Source organism: Bradyrhizobium sp. 14AA (genome assembly GCF_054185205.1).
Map to the genome: position 1 here is coordinate 87,533 of NZ_JAVAYM010000021.1, position 18,831 is coordinate 106,363.

17 protein-coding genes are annotated in these 18,831 nt (G+C 64.7%); 12 read left to right on the forward strand and 5 right to left on the reverse strand.

Annotation, left to right across the window (positions count from 1 at the left end):
• Positions 1-56: 56 nt before the first annotated feature.
• Positions 57-1,481, forward strand: a complete 1,425-nt coding sequence (locus RAD15_RS31055) for an efflux RND transporter periplasmic adaptor subunit (RefSeq protein ID WP_458182144.1) — start codon at positions 57-59, stop codon at positions 1,479-1,481.
• On the forward strand, positions 1,478-4,657 hold the full coding sequence (locus tag RAD15_RS31060) for an efflux RND transporter permease subunit (protein ID WP_458182145.1): 3,180 nt from the start codon (positions 1,478-1,480) through the stop codon (positions 4,655-4,657). Before RAD15_RS31055 ends, RAD15_RS31060 begins: the two co-directional genes overlap by 4 nt.
• Positions 4,658-4,686: 29 nt before the next feature.
• Here the strand turns inward: RAD15_RS31060 and RAD15_RS31065 are convergent, their stop codons facing one another.
• Positions 4,687-5,562, reverse strand: coding sequence for a LysR substrate-binding domain-containing protein (locus RAD15_RS31065; RefSeq protein WP_458182246.1), 876 nt, complete (start codon positions 5,560-5,562; stop codon positions 4,687-4,689).
• A gap of 136 nt (positions 5,563-5,698) precedes the next feature.
• Here RAD15_RS31065 and RAD15_RS31070 point away from each other — a divergent pair, with 136 nt between their 5' ends.
• From RAD15_RS31070 to RAD15_RS31090, 5 genes are all read left to right on the forward strand, one after another.
• Positions 5,699-6,460, forward strand: coding sequence for an SDR family NAD(P)-dependent oxidoreductase (locus RAD15_RS31070; RefSeq protein ID WP_458182147.1), 762 nt, complete (start codon positions 5,699-5,701; stop codon positions 6,458-6,460).
• Between the two features lie 21 nt (positions 6,461-6,481).
• Positions 6,482-7,327 (forward strand): transketolase, encoded by an 846-nt coding sequence (locus tag RAD15_RS31075; RefSeq protein ID WP_458182148.1) that lies wholly within the window; start codon positions 6,482-6,484, stop codon positions 7,325-7,327.
• Positions 7,324-8,334, forward strand: a complete 1,011-nt coding sequence (locus RAD15_RS31080) for a transketolase family protein (RefSeq protein ID WP_458182149.1) — start codon at positions 7,324-7,326, stop codon at positions 8,332-8,334. Before RAD15_RS31075 ends, RAD15_RS31080 begins: the two co-directional genes overlap by 4 nt.
• Positions 8,335-8,504: 170 nt before the next feature.
• Positions 8,505-9,530, forward strand: coding sequence for a TRAP transporter substrate-binding protein (locus tag RAD15_RS31085; RefSeq protein WP_458182151.1), 1,026 nt, complete (start codon positions 8,505-8,507; stop codon positions 9,528-9,530).
• Positions 9,527-11,419: a TRAP transporter large permease gene (locus RAD15_RS31090; protein WP_458182152.1), complete on the forward strand. Its 1,893-nt coding sequence runs from the start codon at positions 9,527-9,529 to the stop codon at positions 11,417-11,419. The genes RAD15_RS31085 and RAD15_RS31090 overlap by 4 nt, the downstream gene beginning before the upstream one ends.
• Positions 11,420-11,466: 47 nt before the next feature.
• On the opposite strand, the gene RAD15_RS31095 is transcribed toward RAD15_RS31090, so the two are convergent.
• Positions 11,467-12,543 carry a Cj0069 family protein gene (locus tag RAD15_RS31095; RefSeq protein ID WP_458182154.1) on the reverse strand — a complete coding sequence of 359 codons (1,077 nt, stop codon included), beginning with the start codon at positions 12,541-12,543 and terminating at the stop codon, positions 11,467-11,469.
• A 279-nt stretch (positions 12,544-12,822) separates the two neighbouring features.
• Here RAD15_RS31095 and RAD15_RS31100 point away from each other — a divergent pair, with 279 nt between their 5' ends.
• The 3 genes from RAD15_RS31100 to RAD15_RS31110 are packed head-to-tail and all read left to right on the forward strand — an operon-like array spanning position 12,823 to position 15,045.
• The gene (locus RAD15_RS31100; RefSeq protein ID WP_458182155.1) at positions 12,823-13,758 is read left to right on the forward strand and encodes a DUF1259 domain-containing protein; all 936 of its coding nucleotides are present in this window, start codon (positions 12,823-12,825) and stop codon (positions 13,756-13,758) included.
• A gap of 8 nt (positions 13,759-13,766) precedes the next feature.
• Entirely contained in the window at positions 13,767-14,516 is a 750-nt protein-coding gene (locus tag RAD15_RS31105) for a hypothetical protein (protein WP_458182157.1), read from the forward strand.
• Between the two features lie 28 nt (positions 14,517-14,544).
• Positions 14,545-15,045 carry a GlcG/HbpS family heme-binding protein gene (locus tag RAD15_RS31110; protein ID WP_458182159.1) on the forward strand — a complete coding sequence of 167 codons (501 nt, stop codon included), beginning with the start codon at positions 14,545-14,547 and terminating at the stop codon, positions 15,043-15,045.
• Between the two features lie 139 nt (positions 15,046-15,184).
• Here the strand turns inward: RAD15_RS31110 and RAD15_RS31115 are convergent, their stop codons facing one another.
• The 3 genes from RAD15_RS31115 to RAD15_RS31125 all read right to left on the reverse strand — a co-directional run bounded on the left by RAD15_RS31115 (position 15,185) and on the right by RAD15_RS31125 (position 16,545).
• Complete coding sequence (locus RAD15_RS31115; RefSeq protein WP_458182160.1) at positions 15,185-15,424, reverse strand: DUF1127 domain-containing protein; 240 nt, start codon at positions 15,422-15,424, stop codon at positions 15,185-15,187.
• 163 nt (positions 15,425-15,587) lie between these two features.
• On the reverse strand, positions 15,588-15,764 hold the full coding sequence (locus RAD15_RS31120; protein ID WP_458182162.1) for a hypothetical protein: 177 nt from the start codon (positions 15,762-15,764) through the stop codon (positions 15,588-15,590).
• Positions 15,745-16,545 (reverse strand): IclR family transcriptional regulator, encoded by an 801-nt coding sequence (locus RAD15_RS31125; RefSeq protein WP_458182163.1) that lies wholly within the window; start codon positions 16,543-16,545, stop codon positions 15,745-15,747. The genes RAD15_RS31120 and RAD15_RS31125 overlap by 20 nt, the downstream gene beginning before the upstream one ends.
• A gap of 182 nt (positions 16,546-16,727) precedes the next feature.
• Here RAD15_RS31125 and RAD15_RS31130 point away from each other — a divergent pair, with 182 nt between their 5' ends.
• On the forward strand, positions 16,728-17,885 hold the full coding sequence (locus tag RAD15_RS31130) for an aminotransferase class V-fold PLP-dependent enzyme (RefSeq protein ID WP_458182164.1): 1,158 nt from the start codon (positions 16,728-16,730) through the stop codon (positions 17,883-17,885).
• A gap of 21 nt (positions 17,886-17,906) precedes the next feature.
• Positions 17,907-18,803, forward strand: coding sequence for an amino acid ABC transporter substrate-binding protein (locus tag RAD15_RS31135; RefSeq protein ID WP_458182165.1), 897 nt, complete (start codon positions 17,907-17,909; stop codon positions 18,801-18,803).
• Positions 18,804-18,831 lie beyond the last annotated feature (28 nt).

The window sequence follows — 18,831 nt, forward strand, 5'->3', positions numbered from 1 at the left end:
CGGACTTCTCTTTCCCATTCATACGGACGCGCGCCCTGAGCGCGCGGGATCACGCCATGAACACGCTGCGTCTGATGACGATCTTCGCTCTGGGCGGAGGCCTTGCTCTGGGCACCTATTGGACCTTCAACGAGCGCTGGTCTGCTCATGCCGAGATGATTTCGGTTGCGACCGCCGCGGACCGAGCTGCGCTCTACTACCGCGACCCGAGCGGCGCGCCGCTCTGGTCCGCGAGCCCGAAGAAGGACGATCGCGGCCGCGACTATCTGCCGGTCTATGAAGACGACCAAGTGGCCTCCAAGCCTGCGAAGCCGCCGCAGCCGCAGGCGGTCGCGTCGCGAAAAATCCTCTACTACCGCAATCCCATGGGCCTGCCCGACACCTCGCCGGTGCCGAAGAAGGATCCGATGGGGATGAACTATGTCCCCGTCTACGAAGGCGACGACACCGACGACGGCACGGTGAAGCTGTCGCCGGGGAAGATTCAGCGCAGCGGCGTGAAATCCGAGCCCGTCGCGCGCCGCGCGCTCCGCGTCGCGGTCAAGGCACCCGGCACGATCCAGCTCGACGAGCGCCGCGTGTCGGTGATCGCGATGCGCGCCGAAAGCTTTGTCCAGAAGGTCGCCGACGTCACCACCGGCACGCGCGTGAAGGCAGGCCAGCCGTTGATGGAGATCTACAGTTCGGCGGTCGCCTCCGCCGCGGCGGAATATCTCGCAACGATCACCTCCAGGACGGTCGGCGGCGTCGAGATCTACGGCCGCGGCTCGCGCCAACGGCTGGTCAATCTCGATGTTCCCGAGCAGGTCATCGCGGAGATGGAGAGGACGCGCACCGCGCCCGTCACCGTGCACTGGTCGGCACCGCGCGACGGCATCGTGCTCGAGCGCAACGCGATCGAAGGCATGCGCGCCAATCCCGGCGACGTGCTGTTCCGGATTGCCGATACCTCGGTGGTGTGGGCGCTGGTCGACGTCGCCGAACGCGATCTCGGCACCATCGCGGTGGGGCAACCCGTGGCAGTCCGCGCGCGCAGTTTTCCCGGCCGAACCTTCGCCGGAAAGATCGCCATCGTCTATCCCCAGGTGAATCGCGACACGCGCACCGTGCGCGTCCGGGTCGAGCTTGCCAATCCCGATGCGGTGCTGCTGCCGGACATGTATGTCGACGCCGACGTCGACACCGCCGATGCCGCACCCATTCTGGCGGTGCCCGACAGTTCGGTGCTCGACACCGGGAGCCGGCAGGCCGTCCTCGTCGACAAGGGAGAAGGGCGCTTCGAGCCGCGGGAGGTGAAGCTCGGCCGTCGTGGCGGCGGCTACATCGAGGTGCGGGACGGACTTGCTGACGGCGAGGCGGTGGTCACCTCGGCCAATTTCCTGATCGACGCGGAAAGCAATTTGAAAGCGGCGCTCAAGGGCTTTGCCGAGGCCGCACCGCCAGCGTCAGATGCGGGCCATGCGACGGGAGAGCACAAATGATTGCCCGCATCATCGCCTGGTCGGCCCGCAACCTGCTGCTGGTGCTGTTCGGCACCGGCTTTGCGGCCGCGGCCGGACTCTACGCGCTGGTTCACCTGCCGCTCGACGCGATCCCCGACCTCTCGGACACCCAGGTCATCGTCTACACCGAGTATTCCGGCCAGGCGCCGCAGGTGATCGAGGACCAGGTCACCTATCCCCTGACCACGGCGATGCTGACGGTGCCGAGGTCCAAGGTGGTGCGCGGCTTCTCCTTCTTCGGCGTGTCGTTCGTCTACGTCATCTTCGAGGACGGCACCGACATCTACTGGGCGCGCTCGCGCGTCCTGGAATTCCTCAATGGCGCGACGTCGCGGCTTCCCGCCGGCGTCACGCCGACCATCGGGCCCGACGCGACCGGCGTCGGCTGGGTCTACCAGTATGCCGTCATGTCCAGGGAATTGAACCTGGCCGACACCCGCACGATCCAGGACTGGAATCTGAAATTCGCACTGGCCAAGGCCGAAGGCGTTGCTGAGGTCGCCGGCATCGGCGGCTTCGTCAAGCAGTACAACGTGGTCCTCGACCCGCAGCGGATGCGCGATCGCGGCGTCAGCATGCAGAAGATCCGCGACGCCATCCGCGCCAGCAACGCCGACGTCGGCGGGCGCACCGTCGAGCTCGCCGAGTTCGAGTACGTCATCCGCGGCAAGGGCTACATCAAGAGCATCAACGATCTCGGCAACATCGTCCTGAAGACCAGCAACGGCACGCCGGTGTTGTTGCGCGACGTCGCCAACGTCGAGCTCGGGCCCGATGAACGGCGGGGCATCGCGGAGCTGAACGGCGAGGGCGAGGTCGCGAGCGGCATCGTGCTGCAGCGCTTCGGCGTCAACGCGCTCGACGTCATCGAGAACGTCAAGAAGCGCTTCAGGGAGATCGCGAGCAGCCTGCCGAAATCGGTCGAGATCGTGCCGGTCTATGACCGCTCGAGCCTGATCTATGCCGCCATCGACACGCTCAAGCATACCTTGTTCGAAGAGAGCATCGTCGTCGCGCTCGTCTGCATCGTGTTCCTGCTGCACGTCCGCAGCGCGCTGGTCGCGATCCTGATGCTGCCGGTCGGCGTGCTGATGGCGTTCGGCGCCATGAAGCTGCTGGGGCTGGGCTCCAACATCATGAGCCTCGGCGGCATCGCCATTGCGATCGGCGCCATGGTGGATGCTGCCATCGTCATGATCGAGAACGCGCACAAGCATCTCGAACGGGCAAGGCCCGATCAGTCGCGCGTGCAGATGCTGATTGACGCGGCCGCGGAGGTTGGCCCCGCGCTGTTCTTCAGCCTGCTGATCATCACGGTGTCGTTCATGCCGATTTTCACGTTGGAATCGCAGGAAGGGCGGCTGTTCAGCCCGCTGGCGTTCACCAAGACCTTCTCGATGGCCGCCGCGGCCCTGCTGTCCGTGACGCTGGTGCCCGCGCTGATGGTGATCTTCGTCCGCGGCAGGATCGTCCCGGAAAACAAGAATATCATCAACCGCTTCCTGATCTGGATCTACCGGCCGGTCATCAGGGGCGTGCTCCGCGCCAAGACGCTCGTTATTCTCGCATCCGTTGCCGTGCTCGCCGTGACGATCTGGCCGGCCCGCCAGCTCGGCACCGAGTTCATGCCGACGCTGAACGAGGGCGCGCTGCTCTACATGCCGACGACATTGCCGGGCATCTCGGTTACCAAGGCGGCCGAGCTGATGCAGATGCAGGACCGGATCATCAAGTCTTTCCCGGAGGTCGCCTCGGTCTACGGCAAGGCAGGACGGGCGGCGACGGCGACGGATCCGGCACCGACCGAGATGTTCGAGACGGTGGTCAATTTGAAGCCGAAGGAGCAGTGGCGCCCCGGTATGACTGTCGACGGCCTGATCGCGGAAATGGACAAGGCGCTGCAATTCCCGGGCGTCTCCAACGCCTGGACCATGCCGATCAAGGCGCGGATCGACATGCTGTCGACCGGCATCCGCACGCCTGTCGGCGTCAAGGTCATGGGCACTGATCTCGTCGAGATCGACCGGCTTGCAAAGCAAGTCGAGCGCGTGATCAAGGCCGTTCCGGGCACCTCGTCGGCCTATGCCGAGCGCGGCATCGGCGGGTACTATATGGAGATCGTCCCCGATCGCGAGGCGCTCGCCCGCTACGGCATCCTGATCCAGGACGTGCAGGATACCATTGCGGCGGCACTCGGCGGCCAGACCGTCACCACGACCGTGGAGGGCCGGCAGCGCTTCACGGTGAACATGCGCTATCCGCGCGATCTCAGAGACAATCCCAAGGCGATCGCCAGCGACATCCTGGTGCCGATGCCTTCGGGCGGCGCCGTGCCGCTCGGCGAGGTCGCCAGCGTCGAGCCGGCGCGCGGGCCGACGTCGATCCGAACGGAGAACGGCCAGCTTGCGACCTACGTCTATGTCGACATCCGCGATCGCGACATCGGCAGCTACGTCACCGACGCGCAACGCGCGGTGACGGACAGCATTCAATTCCCGCCCGGCTACTACGTGGTCTGGAGCGGCCAGTACGAATATCTGCAGCGCGCCGCGGCCCGGCTGAAGATCGTGGTTCCCGTGACGCTGACGATCATCTTCCTGCTGCTGTACCTGAACTTCAGGGCCATCACCGAGACCCTCATCGTCATGTTGTCGCTGCCGTTCGCGCTGGTCGGCGGCATCTGGATGATGTGGTGGCTCGGCTTCAACCTGTCCGTCGCCGTCGCGGTCGGATTCATCGCGCTTGCCGGCGTCGCCGCCGAGACCGGCGTCGTGATGCTGATCTATCTCGATCACGCGCTGGCCGGGATGAAGGCGAAGCGCGACGCGGAGGGCAGGGCCCTCACGCGCGGAGACGTCCACGACGCCATCATGGAAGGTGCAGTCGAGCGCGTCCGTCCCAAGATGATGACGGTGGTCGCCATCATGGCCGGCCTGCTGCCCATCATGTGGAGCACCGGCACGGGTTCGGAGATCATGCAGCGCATCGCCGTGCCGATGATCGGCGGGATGATGTCATCGACGCTGCTGACGCTGGTCGTGATCCCCGCGATCTTCGCCCTGGTGAAAGGGCGGGGGCTGCCTCCCGGTGCAGCTCTTGTCGATCAAGATGCCGCGACAGCGAATGCAGCGTACGGCCGGCAGGCCGCAGAGTAGGATCCGGTCCGGTCTATCGCAGGTCTATCTCAGGCCGCGAGCTCACGCCTGAGCCACTCGGCAAAGGCGCGGATGGCCCGGCGCTGCTGGCCTGCGCGGGGAAACACCAGATGATGGCCGACATACCGGACGTCGACGGAACGTCCGGCGAGCGGCGCAACCAGCCGCTTTGTTGCGATCTCGCGCTCGGCGAGCCGCGTCGATTCCAGCGTCACGCCGAGGCCGCTCGAGGCCATCGCGATCGCCAGGAAGCTGCGATCGAAGCGCATGCCATGAATGGCCGGCGCTTCGAGGCCGTTTGCCGTGAACCATTGATGCCACTGCACCTGTTTCACGTCGGAGCGGATCAGCACCTGGTCGAGCAGATCCTTCGGCTTGCGGATTTTCCTGGCGAGTTCGGGCGTGCAAAGCGGTGTCACGGTCTCTTCGCCGAGCGGAATGACCTCGACGCCCTCGGCCCTGGGCTGGCCGTACACGATGTCGATGTCGAAGTCGTCGTTGCTGAACCGGGCATATTCGGTGTTGGCGGCAAGCCGGACCTCGAGCTGGGGCTCGGCGGCCATGAACCGGGCGAGGCGCGGGGCGAGCCACTGTGCGGCAAAGCTTGGCGCGCAATGCACCCTCAGCAATCGCGGACCCCGGCCCGCGACCTCTTCGATACCACGGCGCAAATTGTCGAAAGCGGCGCCGGCATGACGCATCAGGTTCTCGCCCGCCGGCGTCAGGCGGACCGCACGGGCGCTACGTTCGAACAGCACCGTGCTCATCGCGCTTTCGAGCTTGCGAATGGCGTGGCTGACGGCGCTCGGGGTGAGATGAAGCTCGTTCGCCGCATCCCGGAAGGAACCGGTGCGTGCGGCCGCCTCGAAGGCGCGGATGGAAGAGATCGGAATGCTGGACAGCAACATCGGACAAGTGAACCAAATTCACCCGTCCAAGACAACAGCGCGTTTGTGGGAAAACCAGGCGCGGAATAATCAATCGGGTCAAGAAAAGCGGCGCCTTCGGGCGCTTCGGCAACAGCCAACCAGGGAGGAGCGAATGCTGCTACGCGGCAAGACTGCAATCATTACCGGTGCGGCCTCTCCGCGGGGCATTGGACTTGCAACCGCCCGCCGCTTTGCGGCCGAAGGCGCCCGGGTCGCCATTCTGGACATCGACGGCCCGGCCGCGGAAGCCGCAGCACGCAGCCTCGAGTCGAGTTCCGGCGAGTCGCATCTCGGGGTCGCCTGCAACGTCGCGGACAGGGATGCCTGCTTCAAGGCGGTCGAGGAGGTCATCGCGAAGTTCGGGCAGATCGACATCCTCATCAACAACGCGGGCGTGACCCAGCCCGTGAAGCTTCTCGACATCAAGCCCGAGGATTGGGATCGCATCCAGGACGTCAACCTCAAGGGCATCCTGTTCCTGTCCCAGGCGGTGATCCCGCACATGCAGAAGCGCAAGAGCGGATCGATCGCGTGCATGTCGTCGGTCTCGGCACAGCGTGGCGGCGGCATCTTCGGCGGACCGCATTATTCGGCGGCAAAGGCCGGCGTGCTCGGGCTCGCCAAGGCGATGGCCCGCGAGTTCGGGCCGGACGGCATCCGCGTCAACTGCGTGACGCCGGGCCTGATCGGCACCGACATCACCGCCGGCAAGCTCACCGACGAGATGAGGGTCAAGATCCTCGAGGGCATTCCGCTCGGCCGGCTTGGCGAGGCCGCTGATGTCGCCGGCATCTACACCTTCCTCGCCTCCGACCTCTCGGCCTACGTGACCGGTGCGGTCATCGACGTGAACGGCGGCATGCTGATCCACTGAACCGAGGAGGGGAGAACGATCATGGCAACACCGACACTCGCAAACGCGCCGACGCTCGCGCAGCGCGCTCGCAACATCCGCCGCAACGCCCTGCTGATGGGCGAAGTCCAGGGCCAGGGCTACATCGCGCAGGCGCTCGACATCGCCGATGTGCTGGCGGTGGCCTATTTCCACGCGATGCGTTTTCGCGCCGAAGATCCCGCCTGGGAAGGCCGCGACCGCTTCCTGCTCTCGAACGGACACTATGCGATCGCGCTCTATGCGGCCCTGATCGAGGCCGGGATCATTCCCGAGACCGAGCTCGAAACATACGGCTTCGACGAGAGCCGCCTGCCGATGTCCGGTATGGCGTCCTATACGCCGGGCATGGAGATGTCCGGCGGCTCGCTGGGCCTCGGCCTTGGCATTGCCGTCGGCATGGCGCTCGGGTTGAAGCGCAAGAAGTCGACGTCGCGCATCTTCACGCTGTTCTCGGATGGCGAACTGGACGAGGGCTCCAAATGGGAGGCCATCATGTCGGCGGCCCACCACAAGCTCGACAATCTGATCGCGATCGTCGACGTCAACAATCAGCAAGCCGACGGCCCCTCGAAGCAGATGCTCGGGTTCGAGCCGCTGGTCGACAAGCTCGAGGCGTTCGGCTGGTTCGTGCAGCGGGTCGACGGCAACGATCTCGACGCTGTCGTGGGGGCCTTCGATGCCGCCATGGCGCATGCCGAGCCAAAGCCCCGCATCATTGTCGCCGACACGCTGATGGGCAAGGGCGTTCCCTTCCTCGAGCAGCGTGAGAAGAACCACTTCATTCGCGTCGAGCCGCACGAATGGCAGCTCGCCCTGTCCGCACTGAACACGGGAGACCAGCCATGAAGTCCGCGGGATCGACAGCTTCCGGAAAGCCGCGGCTGACCACCTCGGCCATGATCGCCTCGATCGCGGCGGAGGGGCAGCGCACCAAGCCGGCGCCCTTCGGCCACGCGCTCGTCGAGCTGGCCCGCAGCCGCGAGGACGTCGTCGGCATGACCGCCGATCTCGGCAAATACACTGATCTGCACATCTTCGCGCAGGCCTTTCCCGACCGATACTATCAGATGGGCATGGCCGAGCAGCTGCTGTTCGGCGCGGCTTCGGGCCTCGCCGCCGAAGGCTTCATGCCGTTCGCGACCACCTATGCGGTGTTCGCCTCGCGCCGCGCCTATGACTTCATCCACCAGACCATCGCCGAAGAAGACCGCAACGTGAAGATCGTCTGCGCGCTGCCCGGCCTGACCTCGGGCTATGGGCCGAGCCACCAGGCCGCCGAGGATCTCGCGCTGTTCCGCGCGATGCCCAACATGACGGTGATCGACCCCTGCGATGCGCACGAGATCGAGCAGATCGTGCCAGCCATCGCCGCGCATCGCGGACCGGTTTACATGCGCCTGTTGCGCGGCCAGGTGCCGCTGGTGCTCGACGAATACAACTACCGTTTCGAGCTCGGCAAGGCCGCGCTATTGCGCGACGGCAGCGACGTCTTGATCATCTCCTCGGGCATCATGACCATGCGCGCGCTGGAGGCGGCCCAGGCGCTCACGGACGACCGCGTCAGCGTAGGCGTCCTGCACGTGCCGACGATCAAGCCGCTCGATGCCGAGGCGATCCTGCGCGAAGCGGGCAAGTCCGGTCGTCTCGTCGTTGTTGCCGAAAACCATACCGTGATCGGCGGCCTCGGCGAAGCGGTGGCGGCGCTGTTGATGCGTTCGGGCGTCCATCCGGCGTTCCGGCAGATTGCGCTTCCGGACGAGTTTCTTGCCGCCGGGGCGCTTCCGACGCTGCACGACCGCTACGGCATCTCGACTGCGGAAGTGACGCGGCAGATCAAGGATTGGCTGCGCTAACGGCGGACGCAGCCACCGTTCACGACCGACCGGACCAACCTTGCTTCGCAGCTTTGCTGCGGAGAACGAGAGCTGCTGTCCAATGCCGGCGCATCGAGAGCCGGCCAGCGGCGACACGCGGCGGCGAAGGCCGTCGCTGCAGATCCATCCATACTCAACAGGAGGAAACGATGACCCAGCGGAAGCCAATCACCTTCAGCCGTCGCAGATTGCTCATGGCCGGCGCCGCCGTGCCGCTGTGCGGCATTCTCTCGCGTCCCGCATCGGCTGCGGAATTCACCTTCAAGCTCGCGACGGGACAGGACCCGACACATCCGGTCAATGTCCGCGCCAGGGAAGCTGCCGACCGCATTCGCGAGGCCACGAATGGCCGGCTGGAGATCAATTTGTTTCCGGCCAATCAGCTCGGCTCCGATACCGACCTCCTGACCCAGGTGCGCAACGGCGGCGTCGAGTTCTTCAACCTGTCGTCACTGATCCTCGCGACGCTGGTTCCGGCGGCGGGTATCGTCAACCTCGGCTTTCTCTTCACGAGCTATGACGCCGTCTGGAAGGCCATGGACGGCGAGCTTGGCGCCTATATTCGCGCGCAGATCGCAAAGACGCCGATCATGACGGTGTCGCGCGCCTGGGATAACGGGTTCCGCCACGTCACGTCGTCCGGCCGCGAGATCAGGACGCCCGAGGACCTCAAGAATTTCAAGCTCCGCGTGCCGGCCGCGCCCAATCTGACCTCGCTGTTCCAAGCGCTCGGCGCAGGACCTGCCCCGATCAATTTCAACGAAGTCTATTCTGCCTTGCAGACCAAGGTGGTTGACGGGCAGGAGAATCCGCTGCCGATCATCGCGACGGCCCGGCTCTACGAGGTGCAGAAGACCTGCTCCCTGACAGGGCACGTGTGGGACAATTACTGGATCCTCGGCAACAAGCGCGCGTTCGAGAAGTTGCCCAAGGACGTACAGGAGATCGTGACGCGCGAGTTCGACCGCTCGGCGGCAGATGAGCGGGCTGACATCGCCAAGCTCAGCGACACGCTGCGCTCGGATCTGACGGCCAAGGGCATGCAGTTCATCGAGGTCGATCGTGGTGCGTTCCGGCAGGCGCTGGCGAAGACGAGCTTCTATGCCGACTGGAAGGGCAAGTTCGGGGAGGAGGCCTGGTCGCAACTCGAGAAAGCTGCGGGCAAGCTGTCATGACCGCGATCAACCATACGCCCAACATCGACGCAGGTGCCGCAGTCCCGGCACCTCAATCAGGTGTGCGCCTGTGGGCCGCCAAGGCCAACAAGGTGCTCGGTCATGTGGTTGCGATCCCGGCGGCACTCCTGGTGCTGGCCGAGATCGTCGTGTTGTCGGCCGGCATCGTCGGCAGGTACGTATTTCACGCTCCGATCATCTGGGCTGACGAGCTCGCCGGCATCCTGTTCCTGTGGCTCGCCATGCTGGGATCCGTGATCGCGTTCCAGCGCGGCGAGCACATGCGGATGACGGCGATCATCGGCATGCTTCGCGCCGATGCGCGTGCGCTTCTGGATGTTGTTGCCGCCGCGGCGTCACTGGCATTTCTCCTGCTGGTCATCCACCCGGCTTACGAGTTCGCGGCCGACGAGGTGTTCGTCACGACGCCGGCGCTTGGGATCGTCAATAGCTGGCGTGCAGCTGCGTTGCCTGTCGGGATCGGATTGATGCTGGTTGCTGCGGTTCTGCGGCTCGTCCGCATCGCGGATTTGCGGAGTCTGCTGACCGCGGTGGTCCTCGTCGCGGGCATCATCGCCGCGCTGGTGCTCCTTGCGCCGGTGCTCAAGCCGCTTGGCAATCTGAACCTGCTCATCTTCTTCGTGGTCATCGTTGGCGCCATGGTGCTGGCGGCGGTGCCTATCGCGTTCGCCTTTGGTCTTGCCACCGTCGGCTATCTGACACTGACGACGGGCACGCCCGATGTGGTCATCATCGGCCGCATGGACGAAGGCATGAGCCATCTGATCCTGCTGGCGGTGCCTCTCTTCGTGTTCCTCGGCCTGCTGATCGAAATGACCGGCATGGCGCGCGCCATGGTGGGCTTTCTCGCCAGCCTGCTCGGACATGTGCGCGGCGGTCTGCATTATGTGCTGGTCGGCGCCATGTATCTCGTATCGGGCATCTCGGGCTCGAAGGCGGCGGACATGGCGGCGGTGGCGCCTGTCTTGTTTCCCGAGATGACCAAGCGAGGCGCCAAGCCCGGCGATCTCGTTGCTCTTCTCGCGGCAACCGGAGCCCAGACCGAGACCATCCCGCCATCGTTGGTGCTGATCACAATCGGCTCGGTGACGGGGGTGTCGATCGCGGCGCTGTTCACCGGCGGCCTGCTGCCCGGCATCGTGCTGGCGATCGGGCTCTGCTCCGTGGTCTGGTGGCGCTACCGCGGCGAGGACCTGTCACATGTGAAGCGTGCGACCGGGCGCCAGATCGGCCGCGCCTTCGTCATTGCAATCCCGGCGATGGCTCTGCCCTTCGTCATTCGCGCCGCGGTGGTCGAGGGCGTCGCGACGGCGACCGAGGTGTCGACCATCGGCATCGTCTACGCGGCGCTTACGGGGCTCCTGATCTATCGTCAGTTCTCCTGGCGTCGCCTTTATCCGATGCTGGTGGAGACCGCGTCGCTCTCCGGTGCGATCCTGCTGATCATCGGTGCCGCGACGGGGATGGCGTGGGCCCTGACCCAATCGGGTTTCTCGGCTTCGCTCGCAAAGTTCATGACCGCGCTGCCGGGCGGAACGCCGGTCTTCCTCGGCGTGACGATCCTCGCATTCGTCATCCTGGGCAGCGTCCTCGAAGGCATTCCGGCCATCGTGCTGTTCGGGCCATTGCTGTTTCCGATCGCCCGCCAGGTCGGCGTCCATGAGGTGCACTATGCGATGATCGTCGTTCTCGCCATGGGCATCGGCCTGTTCGCCCCGCCATTCGGCGTCGGATACTATGCAGCCTGCGCCATCAGCCGCATCAGTCCCGACGAGGGCATCAAGCCCATCGTCGGGTACATCGTGGCCTTGCTGATCGGCACGCTCGTGGTTGCCGCGATCCCGTGGATTTCGACCGGCTTCCTGTGAGACGGGGACGGGCAGGGCCGTCATTCGCGTGGTCCGGACGGTTTCTGTCAGCCGGGGCGTACGCCTTGGGTCTGCAGCAGGCGGTGCTTGACCGTTCGCGCGATCGCTGCCGGCGCCTCCTCGGGGATCGCAAAGCAGGAGCTCGCGTTGATCTCGCACAGCACATACGTGTCCGCGCCGGCCGCATTGCGCGGCCCGTACAGGAAATCCGCATCCCAGATCACGGGCAGCGACGCTTCATCGATGCCCAGCGTCTTCATCATCTGCGGGGTCCATTCGTCCTCCATCGACCTTCGCAGCGCCTGGAATGACGGGGCATCAGGCCCGTGCATGATCCGCGGTCCCGGCTGCGCCTCGGGCGCATCGGGGCCTTCCGGCGGCGGCGCGATCAAGGCCTTGATCTTCTGGTGCCCAAAGCCCGCGACCTTTGATCCGCTCATGTAGCAGCGGATCATTCCGTCGGGCAGGCGAGGTTGAAACGCCTGATCGATGATGCAGCCGCCCCAGCCGAAATACGGCTTGCAGCGCGACAGCAGATCGTCGAATCTGATGTCCTCGGGCTGGCTCCCGCGTTGGGCATGGAGCACACGCACCATCTCGTTCGCGTTCGGAAGCGCTTCGACCTTCCAGACGCCTTGGCCGCCATTGCCGCGATTTTGCTTGAGCACGCGCGGGCCGCTCGCCCGAAGGCGCGAGGGAAATTCGGCGCGGAACGCGGCCGCGGTGTCATAGCGATGCGTGTCCGCGCCCCAGCCCAGATGACGCGTTCGGTAGAGCACCTCCTTGACGCCCATCTTCAGGATGACGTCCGGGTGCGCGCTCACCCACGGTCCGTGCGCCGCGACGTCTCGAAGCAGGACGTCGAGATCGGCGCGGGTCTTGCCCTGGTGGATCGGATCGACCCAGACGAGCACGCCGTCGGCCGCGAGCAGTTGATCGCGGGCTGCGTCGGCAAAGCTTTCGTCGTAGATCACGGGGCGCGCGTCGATGCCGAGCGCGGCGAGCGCGTCGAAAACGCGGACGAAGCGGCTGTTTTGCGGCGTTGCATCCCGGCGCGCGACAGCGTCTCCGCGCGAGAGGATGGCCAGGATATTGCGGGAAGAGGAGTGTCGTTCGGTGTCCATGCGCAAGCTCCACGAATTGCGTGCTGCGCAGAGCTTGGACCGGGGTCTCAAGGGGAGTCTGCTTCGTCCCCGTGCGGACCACCTTACGTGAGATGATCTTCGGGTTTCAAGCGTGATGTCGCGGTTCCATCCAAAGGGCGAAACTCTTCGTGAGGAGCTTCGCCTATGCGCAAGTTGACAGCTGGGCTGTGCGGGCTTCTACTTCGCGCATCGGGGACGTGCGATCTCCCCGTGAGGCGACATGCCCAAGAATCGCGTCCTGTTCACAGAGGACGCCGCATGTCATTTGAAACCTTGCCATCCAAACTGTCCCGGCCCCTCGGCGCCTTGTTGCGCGTCGGTGCTTGCTCGGCGCTGATTGGCGTCTTTCTCTTTGCGGCCGTTCGCGCGCAGGATGTCGACTGGCAGAAGGTCGACGAGGCGCTGGGCCGAAAACCGGTCGTCACCGGCGACGTGCATCGTTACGGCTTTCCGCGCACCGATCTCACGGTGACGCTCGACGGCGTCACGATCAAGCCCGCGCTGGCACTCGGCGGCTGGGTTGCATTCAAGCCCGCGCATGGCGGCATCATGGCGATGGGCGACCTGGTGCTGCTCGAATCCGAGATCAACCCGGTCATGCTGAAGATGATCGCGAGCGGCCTGGAGATCACCGCCGTGCACAACCATCTGCTCGGCGCGAGCCCGGCGACGTTCTACATGCACGTGGCCGGCCACGGCGATCCCGTTGGGATCGCGACCGCCATCAAGGAGGCGCTGGCCGAAAGCAGGACGCCGCCGTCGGCGCCGGCGTCGACGGCCGCTCCGCCTGCCGTCGATCTCGACACCGCGCAGCTCGACCAGATCATCGGCGTCAAGGGGCAGGCCAACGGCAGCGTCTACCAGTTCAACGTGCCCCGCCGCGATCCGGTGACCGAGCAGGGAATGCAGCTGAGCCCGGTCGGGCCGCTGGGCGTTGCGACCGCCATCAACTTCCAGCCGACCGGCGGCGGCAAGGCGGCCATCACCGGCGACTTCGTGCTCACCGGCGACGAGGTGAATCCCGTGATCAAGGCGTTGCGGTCGCACGGCATCGCCGTGACGGCCCTGCACAGCCACATGCTGGACGAACAGCCGCGCCTGTTCTTCATGCACTTCTGGGCAAACGATGACGCGGTCAAGCTCGCGAACGGCGTGCGTGCCGCGCTCGACAAGACGGCCAGCACGAAGAGCTGAAGCCAGGATTGAGCAAGGAGCCGCGTGATGTCTTACGAAGCCAGGCCGATGCCGTTCGACCCGAAGAGCGGAGCCGGCAGCGTGCCGCGTGCATGAAGAACCATGCCGGACCACCATGCATCGCGGCACTCGCCGCGCTGACTTTGCTAGTGGGAGGAAACGCCGTGGCCGAGACCCTGAATTTTGACGACGCTCCTGCCGGAAAGCCGCCCAAAGGGTGGACTCTAACGATGACCGGCAAGGGACAGCCGAAATGGACCGTCGAGGCGGAGCCCACGGCGCCAAGCAAGCCGAACGTTCTCAAGCAATCCGGACGAGCGACCTTTCCGGTGGCGATCAAAAGCGATACCGCCATCCGCGACGGCTTCGTCGAGGTCAAATTCAAGGCGGTCACCGGGTCGGAAGATCGCGCCGCGGGACTCATCTGGCGCGCAAAGGATGCCGACAATTATTACGTCGTCAGGGCGAACGCGCTGGAGGACAATGTCGTGCTCTACAAGACGATCAAGGGCATTCGAACGTCGCTGGGGATCGTTGGTCGCAAGGGCGGCTATGGCGTCAGCACGCCGGTGCCGTCCGGGCAATGGCATGCGTTGCGTTGCGATTTCGCAGGAAGTCGGTTCAAGGTGACCTACGACGGACAGCCGCTATTCGAGGTGGAGGACGGCACGCTTGCGAACGCGGGCATGATCGGCCTGTGGACCAAGGCGGATAGCGTGACCCTGTTCGACGATCTGGCATATGGTGAGATCAAATAGGCGTTTGTCCACCTTGCCGGAGATAACCATGAATGTTCGACGTCTGTCGGTCGCGACGGCCCTGCTGATTGCGTCCATCTGTCCACTCCGGGCGGAAGACGCCCTGGTCGCCACCAAATCGCTTAGTCCGGAGCTGGCGCTCGATCTTGCGCGCGCCGCGCTGGGCAGCTGCCGCACCCGTGGCTACCAGGTTGCCGTCGCTGTCGTCGATCGCTTCGGCGTCACGCAAGTGATGCTGCGCGATCGCTTTGCGGGCTCCCATACGCCATCGACGGCATCCGGCAAGGCGTGGACGGCCGCCTCGTTCAAGACCAGCACGACCGAGCTGAATGCGATCAGCCAGCCGGGCATGATGCAGTCGGGCATTCGCAATCTTCCCGGGGCGGTCATCATCGGAGGAGGGCTGATCGTCGAAGCAGCCGGCTCGCTGGTCGGAGCGGTCGGCGTGTCCGGAGCTCCGGGCGGTGACGCGGACGAAGCGTGCGCGAGAGCCGGGATCGAGGCCATACGTGACAAGCTGGAGTTCTGAGGAGCGGCCCCGTCAAGCTATCGGATGGACTCGTCCGCAGCCGTTGCCGCGAGCTTGGCGGGCCGTCTGATGCCGGAGACAAGCAGGCGCCGCCCCCGCACGGCCGGGTGCGGCGCCTGATCGACAGAACAATGACCAATCACCGACTGTAGCGCGAACCAAAGAAGGAAGAATCTCGGGCTTCGGCAACGATCGGTCTCGATACACCAATGTCTGCGAGCATCCGGTCGTCGAGTTCGAGAAGCTCGTTGTATTGGCGACGCCGTTCTATTCCGTCCAAAATCGCGAGCGGAAATTTCCAGAACCACCCAAGATTTGGAGAGGGGCCGAAGGCTGCGCCGGATGTATCGGCAAGACCGGTGGCGCTGCTGCAAGACATGTTTCACCTCCGCAATGGAGCGAAACAACGCTTGGCTCGAAAGCTAGTCGGGCGGTTGTGTGTGACCCGAAGCCCATCGCTATCATGCTCCCGTTTGGCGCACAAGCGATCCGGGCAGTTTGCGGATCGCGACCCCGGCCAATTCCGCTCCCATCTCTCGCCGCTACGGCTGCGGAGGATAGCGGTCGAACGTCGGCAGCTCATGCGCGCGCTCCATCCAGTGAAGGCGCTCGGCGACCTGGATGTGCATCGTTGCAGGAACGGCATCGGGATCATCGTAAGTCGCGCTCTGGATGTCGATGACCCGCCTTAGGACGAGTTCAGAACGCCTCGGATGCATCGCTTCCTGCATCATCGTCGGCGTGGAGGATGGTGTCCGACAGCAGTGCCGCGGCCTTCTGGAGCGGAGCAATGAACCGGTCCAGTTCGGTGAAGCTCACCCGTGCGACGGGAACGGAGACACCCAGGCACGCGATCAATTCGCGATCGGGCGACAGGATGGGAACGGCGCAGCCGACCACACCTCTCACATATTCCTCGTTGGTCTTGGCCCAGCCGCGCTTGCGGGTCTCCTCGAGCACCGTCATCAGGCTCTCGACGTCCACGATCGTCGTTTCGGTATATCCGGTCAGGGCGAGGGCGCGGCACAGCTTCTCGCGCGCACGTTCCGTCAGGCGGCTCATGTAGATCTTGCCGGTCGAGGTGCAGTGGAGCGGGGCTGCTTCTCCCGGATTGAATTGCAGTCCCTGAGGTTGCGACACGCGGACGCTGTCGACGTAGGACACGGCATTGTCACGCACGATGCCGATCTCGCATTGCTCGCCGATCTCGGCAGCGACAGCGCGGAGCACGGCGTGGCGGCGCGCGGTCCGGAAAGCCGCGCCGATCACCCGAGCCGACAGCGTGACCAGCTGATTGCCGACCACATAGCGCTTCGTTCCCAGCGCCTTCTGAAGCAGCCCGCGCTGCTCCAGATTCCCGATCAGCCGGTGTGCGGTCGGCAAGGGCAGGGACAGCGCACTGGCGACTTCCGCCACCGAGGCCGCTCTGGTCTGGCCGGCGACGTAACCGACGATCGCGAAAGCACGGTCGAGCGGTCCGTCAGGGCTGGCTTCCGGCATTGGGCGTTCTCCGCAATCTGATTACGAAATTATCATTTTTCGGAATAAAAACTACTAAAATATGAAAATTATCGTAGCTGGCTTGGTGATCTGCCCATATCGTTGGCTCTGCCGGGCGGTGAACAGGATTTGTGCAGTGCGAACCGCTGCGGACACGCTCAGGAGATCGGCAGGAGATCGGGATGTCCCACTACGACGTTGATGCCGTGCGGAAGGAGTTTCCGGCTGCCGAGCGGATCACCTATCTCGACTCCGGCTTCCAGACGCCGCTCGCGCGTCCCGTCAAGGCGGCGATCGATCGTTTCCTGAGCGAAGGCCTGGAAACCGCCGGCCCCAAGAGTGTCTGGCTCGACCGCATCGAGCAGACCCGTGCAAGAGTGGCGCGGCTCCTCGGCGCATCCGCCGACGAGATCGCCTTCACCAAGAACACCTCCGAGAGCATGAACATCGCCGCGAATGCGCTGCCGCTGCGCGCCGGCGACAAGGTTTTGATGATCCACGGCGATCATCCGAACAATGCCTACGCGTTCCTCAATCTGCGTCGCAAGGGCGTGGCGGTCGAGTTCGTGCCGATGACCGAGATCGTCAACGCCGAGAGCATTCGCCCCTACATCGACGCGAGCACAAAAGCGATCTCGATGTCGCAGGTGACCTTCCATGCCGGTCACCGGTTCGACGTCGAGAGCATCGGCGCGCTGTGCCAGCAGAACAATCTCTATTTCGTCGTCGACGTGATGCAGGCGATCGGCGTCGTGCCGATCGACGCCAAGGCGATGCGCGCGACCTTCATCGGGTCGGGCAGTCACAAGGGGCTGCTGGTGCCGCAGGGGCTGGGCCTGCTCTATTGGGACAAGTCGAGGGCCGAGCTCGAGCCGGCCTATCTTGCGGCCGCGAGCCTTGCGGAGATTCCGGCCGATCTCATCGCCGATCCCGACAAGCTCGATCCGGCCCCGAGCGCGCGCCGCTTCGAGCTTGGCAATTTCAATCTTCCGGCGATCCATGCGCTCTCTGCCTCGCTCGACATGATCGAGGCGCTCGGCGTTCCGAACATCCAGAACCATTGCTTCGATCTCGGCGATCATCTCATCGCCGGGCTGGATACGCTGGGTGTTGACCTCGTCGGTCCGCGCGACCGGCAGCATCGCGCGCCGCACATCTACGTCATCGCACTGCCGGCTGCCGAATGGCTCGGCCATTTCGAGGAGAACGGGATCCGCGTGTCGCCGGAGCGGGACGGCATTCGCGTGTCGTTCGGAATGTTCAATACCTTCGCGGACGTCGACCGCCTGATCGAGATCATCCGGCGGCGCGGCGTGAAGCCATCATCGAGGGCCGCCTAGGCTGCCACCAAGGAGACGTACATGACGAACTTTGCGCGTGTCTTGAGCCTTCTGTCCGGCCTCGCCATCATCGGCAGCGGGCCTGTCGCCGCGGCCGACAGTCCGACGCTCGCCCGGATCAAGTCCAGCGGCGCCATCACCATCGGCCACCGCGAGGCCTCGATCCCGTTCTCCTATCTCGGTCCGGATCAGAAGCCCATCGGCTTTTCCATCGACCTCTGCGCCGCCATCGTCGAGCGCGTCAAGGCGGAGACCGGCCTGCCCAGTCTCAAGGTCAATTACGTCCCGGTGAATTCGTCCAACCGCATCCCGCTGATCCAGAGCGGCACCGTCGACATCGAGTGCGGCGGCACGGCGAACGACAGGAAGCGGCAGGAGCAGGTCTCGTTCTCCGTCGCGACCTTCGTCAGCCAGCCGCGCTGGCTGACCAAGGCCGATAGCGGCCTGAAGACCGCCCGCGATTTGAAGGGCAAGACCATCGTCGTCACCCAGGGCTCCAATGCGGTCGGCTTCGCGCAAGGCGTGAACGCGAAGGAGCAGCTCGGCCTCAACATCGTTCAGGCCAAGGACCATGCGGAATCCTTCCTGATGCTGAACACCGGCCGTGCGGCTGCCTTCATGGAGGACGACATCCTTCTCGCCGGCCTCAAGGCCGCGGCTGCGAATCCGGACGCGCTGATATTTCTCCCCGAGGGCTACGCGAAGATCTATTATGGCCTGATGTTCACGAAGGGCGATGCCGGCTTCAAGGCGCTCGTCGACGACGTGCTGTCCAAGCAGATGGCGTCGGGTCAGTTCGAGAAGGCCTACGCGAAATGGTTCACGCGGCCCATTCCGCCGAAGAATGAGAATCTCGCGTTTCCGCTGACCGATGAACTCATGGAGCGGATCGCGCATCCCAGCGACGCGGTTGATTGATCGCGACCTTGCCGGAGAGTTTCTCGCA

Coding starts and splice junctions, on each gene's coding strand:
- RAD15_RS31055 (WP_458182144.1), top strand. CDS start 57: ATGAACACGCTGCGTCTGATGACGATCTTCGCTCTGGGCGGAGGCCTT.
- RAD15_RS31060 (WP_458182145.1), top strand. CDS start 1,478: ATGATTGCCCGCATCATCGCCTGGTCGGCCCGCAACCTGCTGCTGGTG.
- RAD15_RS31070 (WP_458182147.1), top strand. CDS start 5,699: ATGCTGCTACGCGGCAAGACTGCAATCATTACCGGTGCGGCCTCTCCG.
- RAD15_RS31075 (WP_458182148.1), top strand. CDS start 6,482: ATGGCAACACCGACACTCGCAAACGCGCCGACGCTCGCGCAGCGCGCT.
- RAD15_RS31080 (WP_458182149.1), top strand. CDS start 7,324: ATGAAGTCCGCGGGATCGACAGCTTCCGGAAAGCCGCGGCTGACCACC.
- RAD15_RS31085 (WP_458182151.1), top strand. CDS start 8,505: ATGACCCAGCGGAAGCCAATCACCTTCAGCCGTCGCAGATTGCTCATG.
- RAD15_RS31090 (WP_458182152.1), top strand. CDS start 9,527: ATGACCGCGATCAACCATACGCCCAACATCGACGCAGGTGCCGCAGTC.
- RAD15_RS31095 (WP_458182154.1), bottom strand. CDS start 12,543: ATGGACACCGAACGACACTCCTCTTCCCGCAATATCCTGGCCATCCTC.
- RAD15_RS31100 (WP_458182155.1), top strand. CDS start 12,823: ATGTCATTTGAAACCTTGCCATCCAAACTGTCCCGGCCCCTCGGCGCC.
- RAD15_RS31110 (WP_458182159.1), top strand. CDS start 14,545: ATGAATGTTCGACGTCTGTCGGTCGCGACGGCCCTGCTGATTGCGTCC.
- RAD15_RS31115 (WP_458182160.1), bottom strand. CDS start 15,424: ATGTCTTGCAGCAGCGCCACCGGTCTTGCCGATACATCCGGCGCAGCC.
- RAD15_RS31120 (WP_458182162.1), bottom strand. CDS start 15,764: ATGCATCCGAGGCGTTCTGAACTCGTCCTAAGGCGGGTCATCGACATC.
- RAD15_RS31125 (WP_458182163.1), bottom strand. CDS start 16,545: ATGCCGGAAGCCAGCCCTGACGGACCGCTCGACCGTGCTTTCGCGATC.
- RAD15_RS31130 (WP_458182164.1), top strand. CDS start 16,728: ATGTCCCACTACGACGTTGATGCCGTGCGGAAGGAGTTTCCGGCTGCC.
- RAD15_RS31135 (WP_458182165.1), top strand. CDS start 17,907: ATGACGAACTTTGCGCGTGTCTTGAGCCTTCTGTCCGGCCTCGCCATC.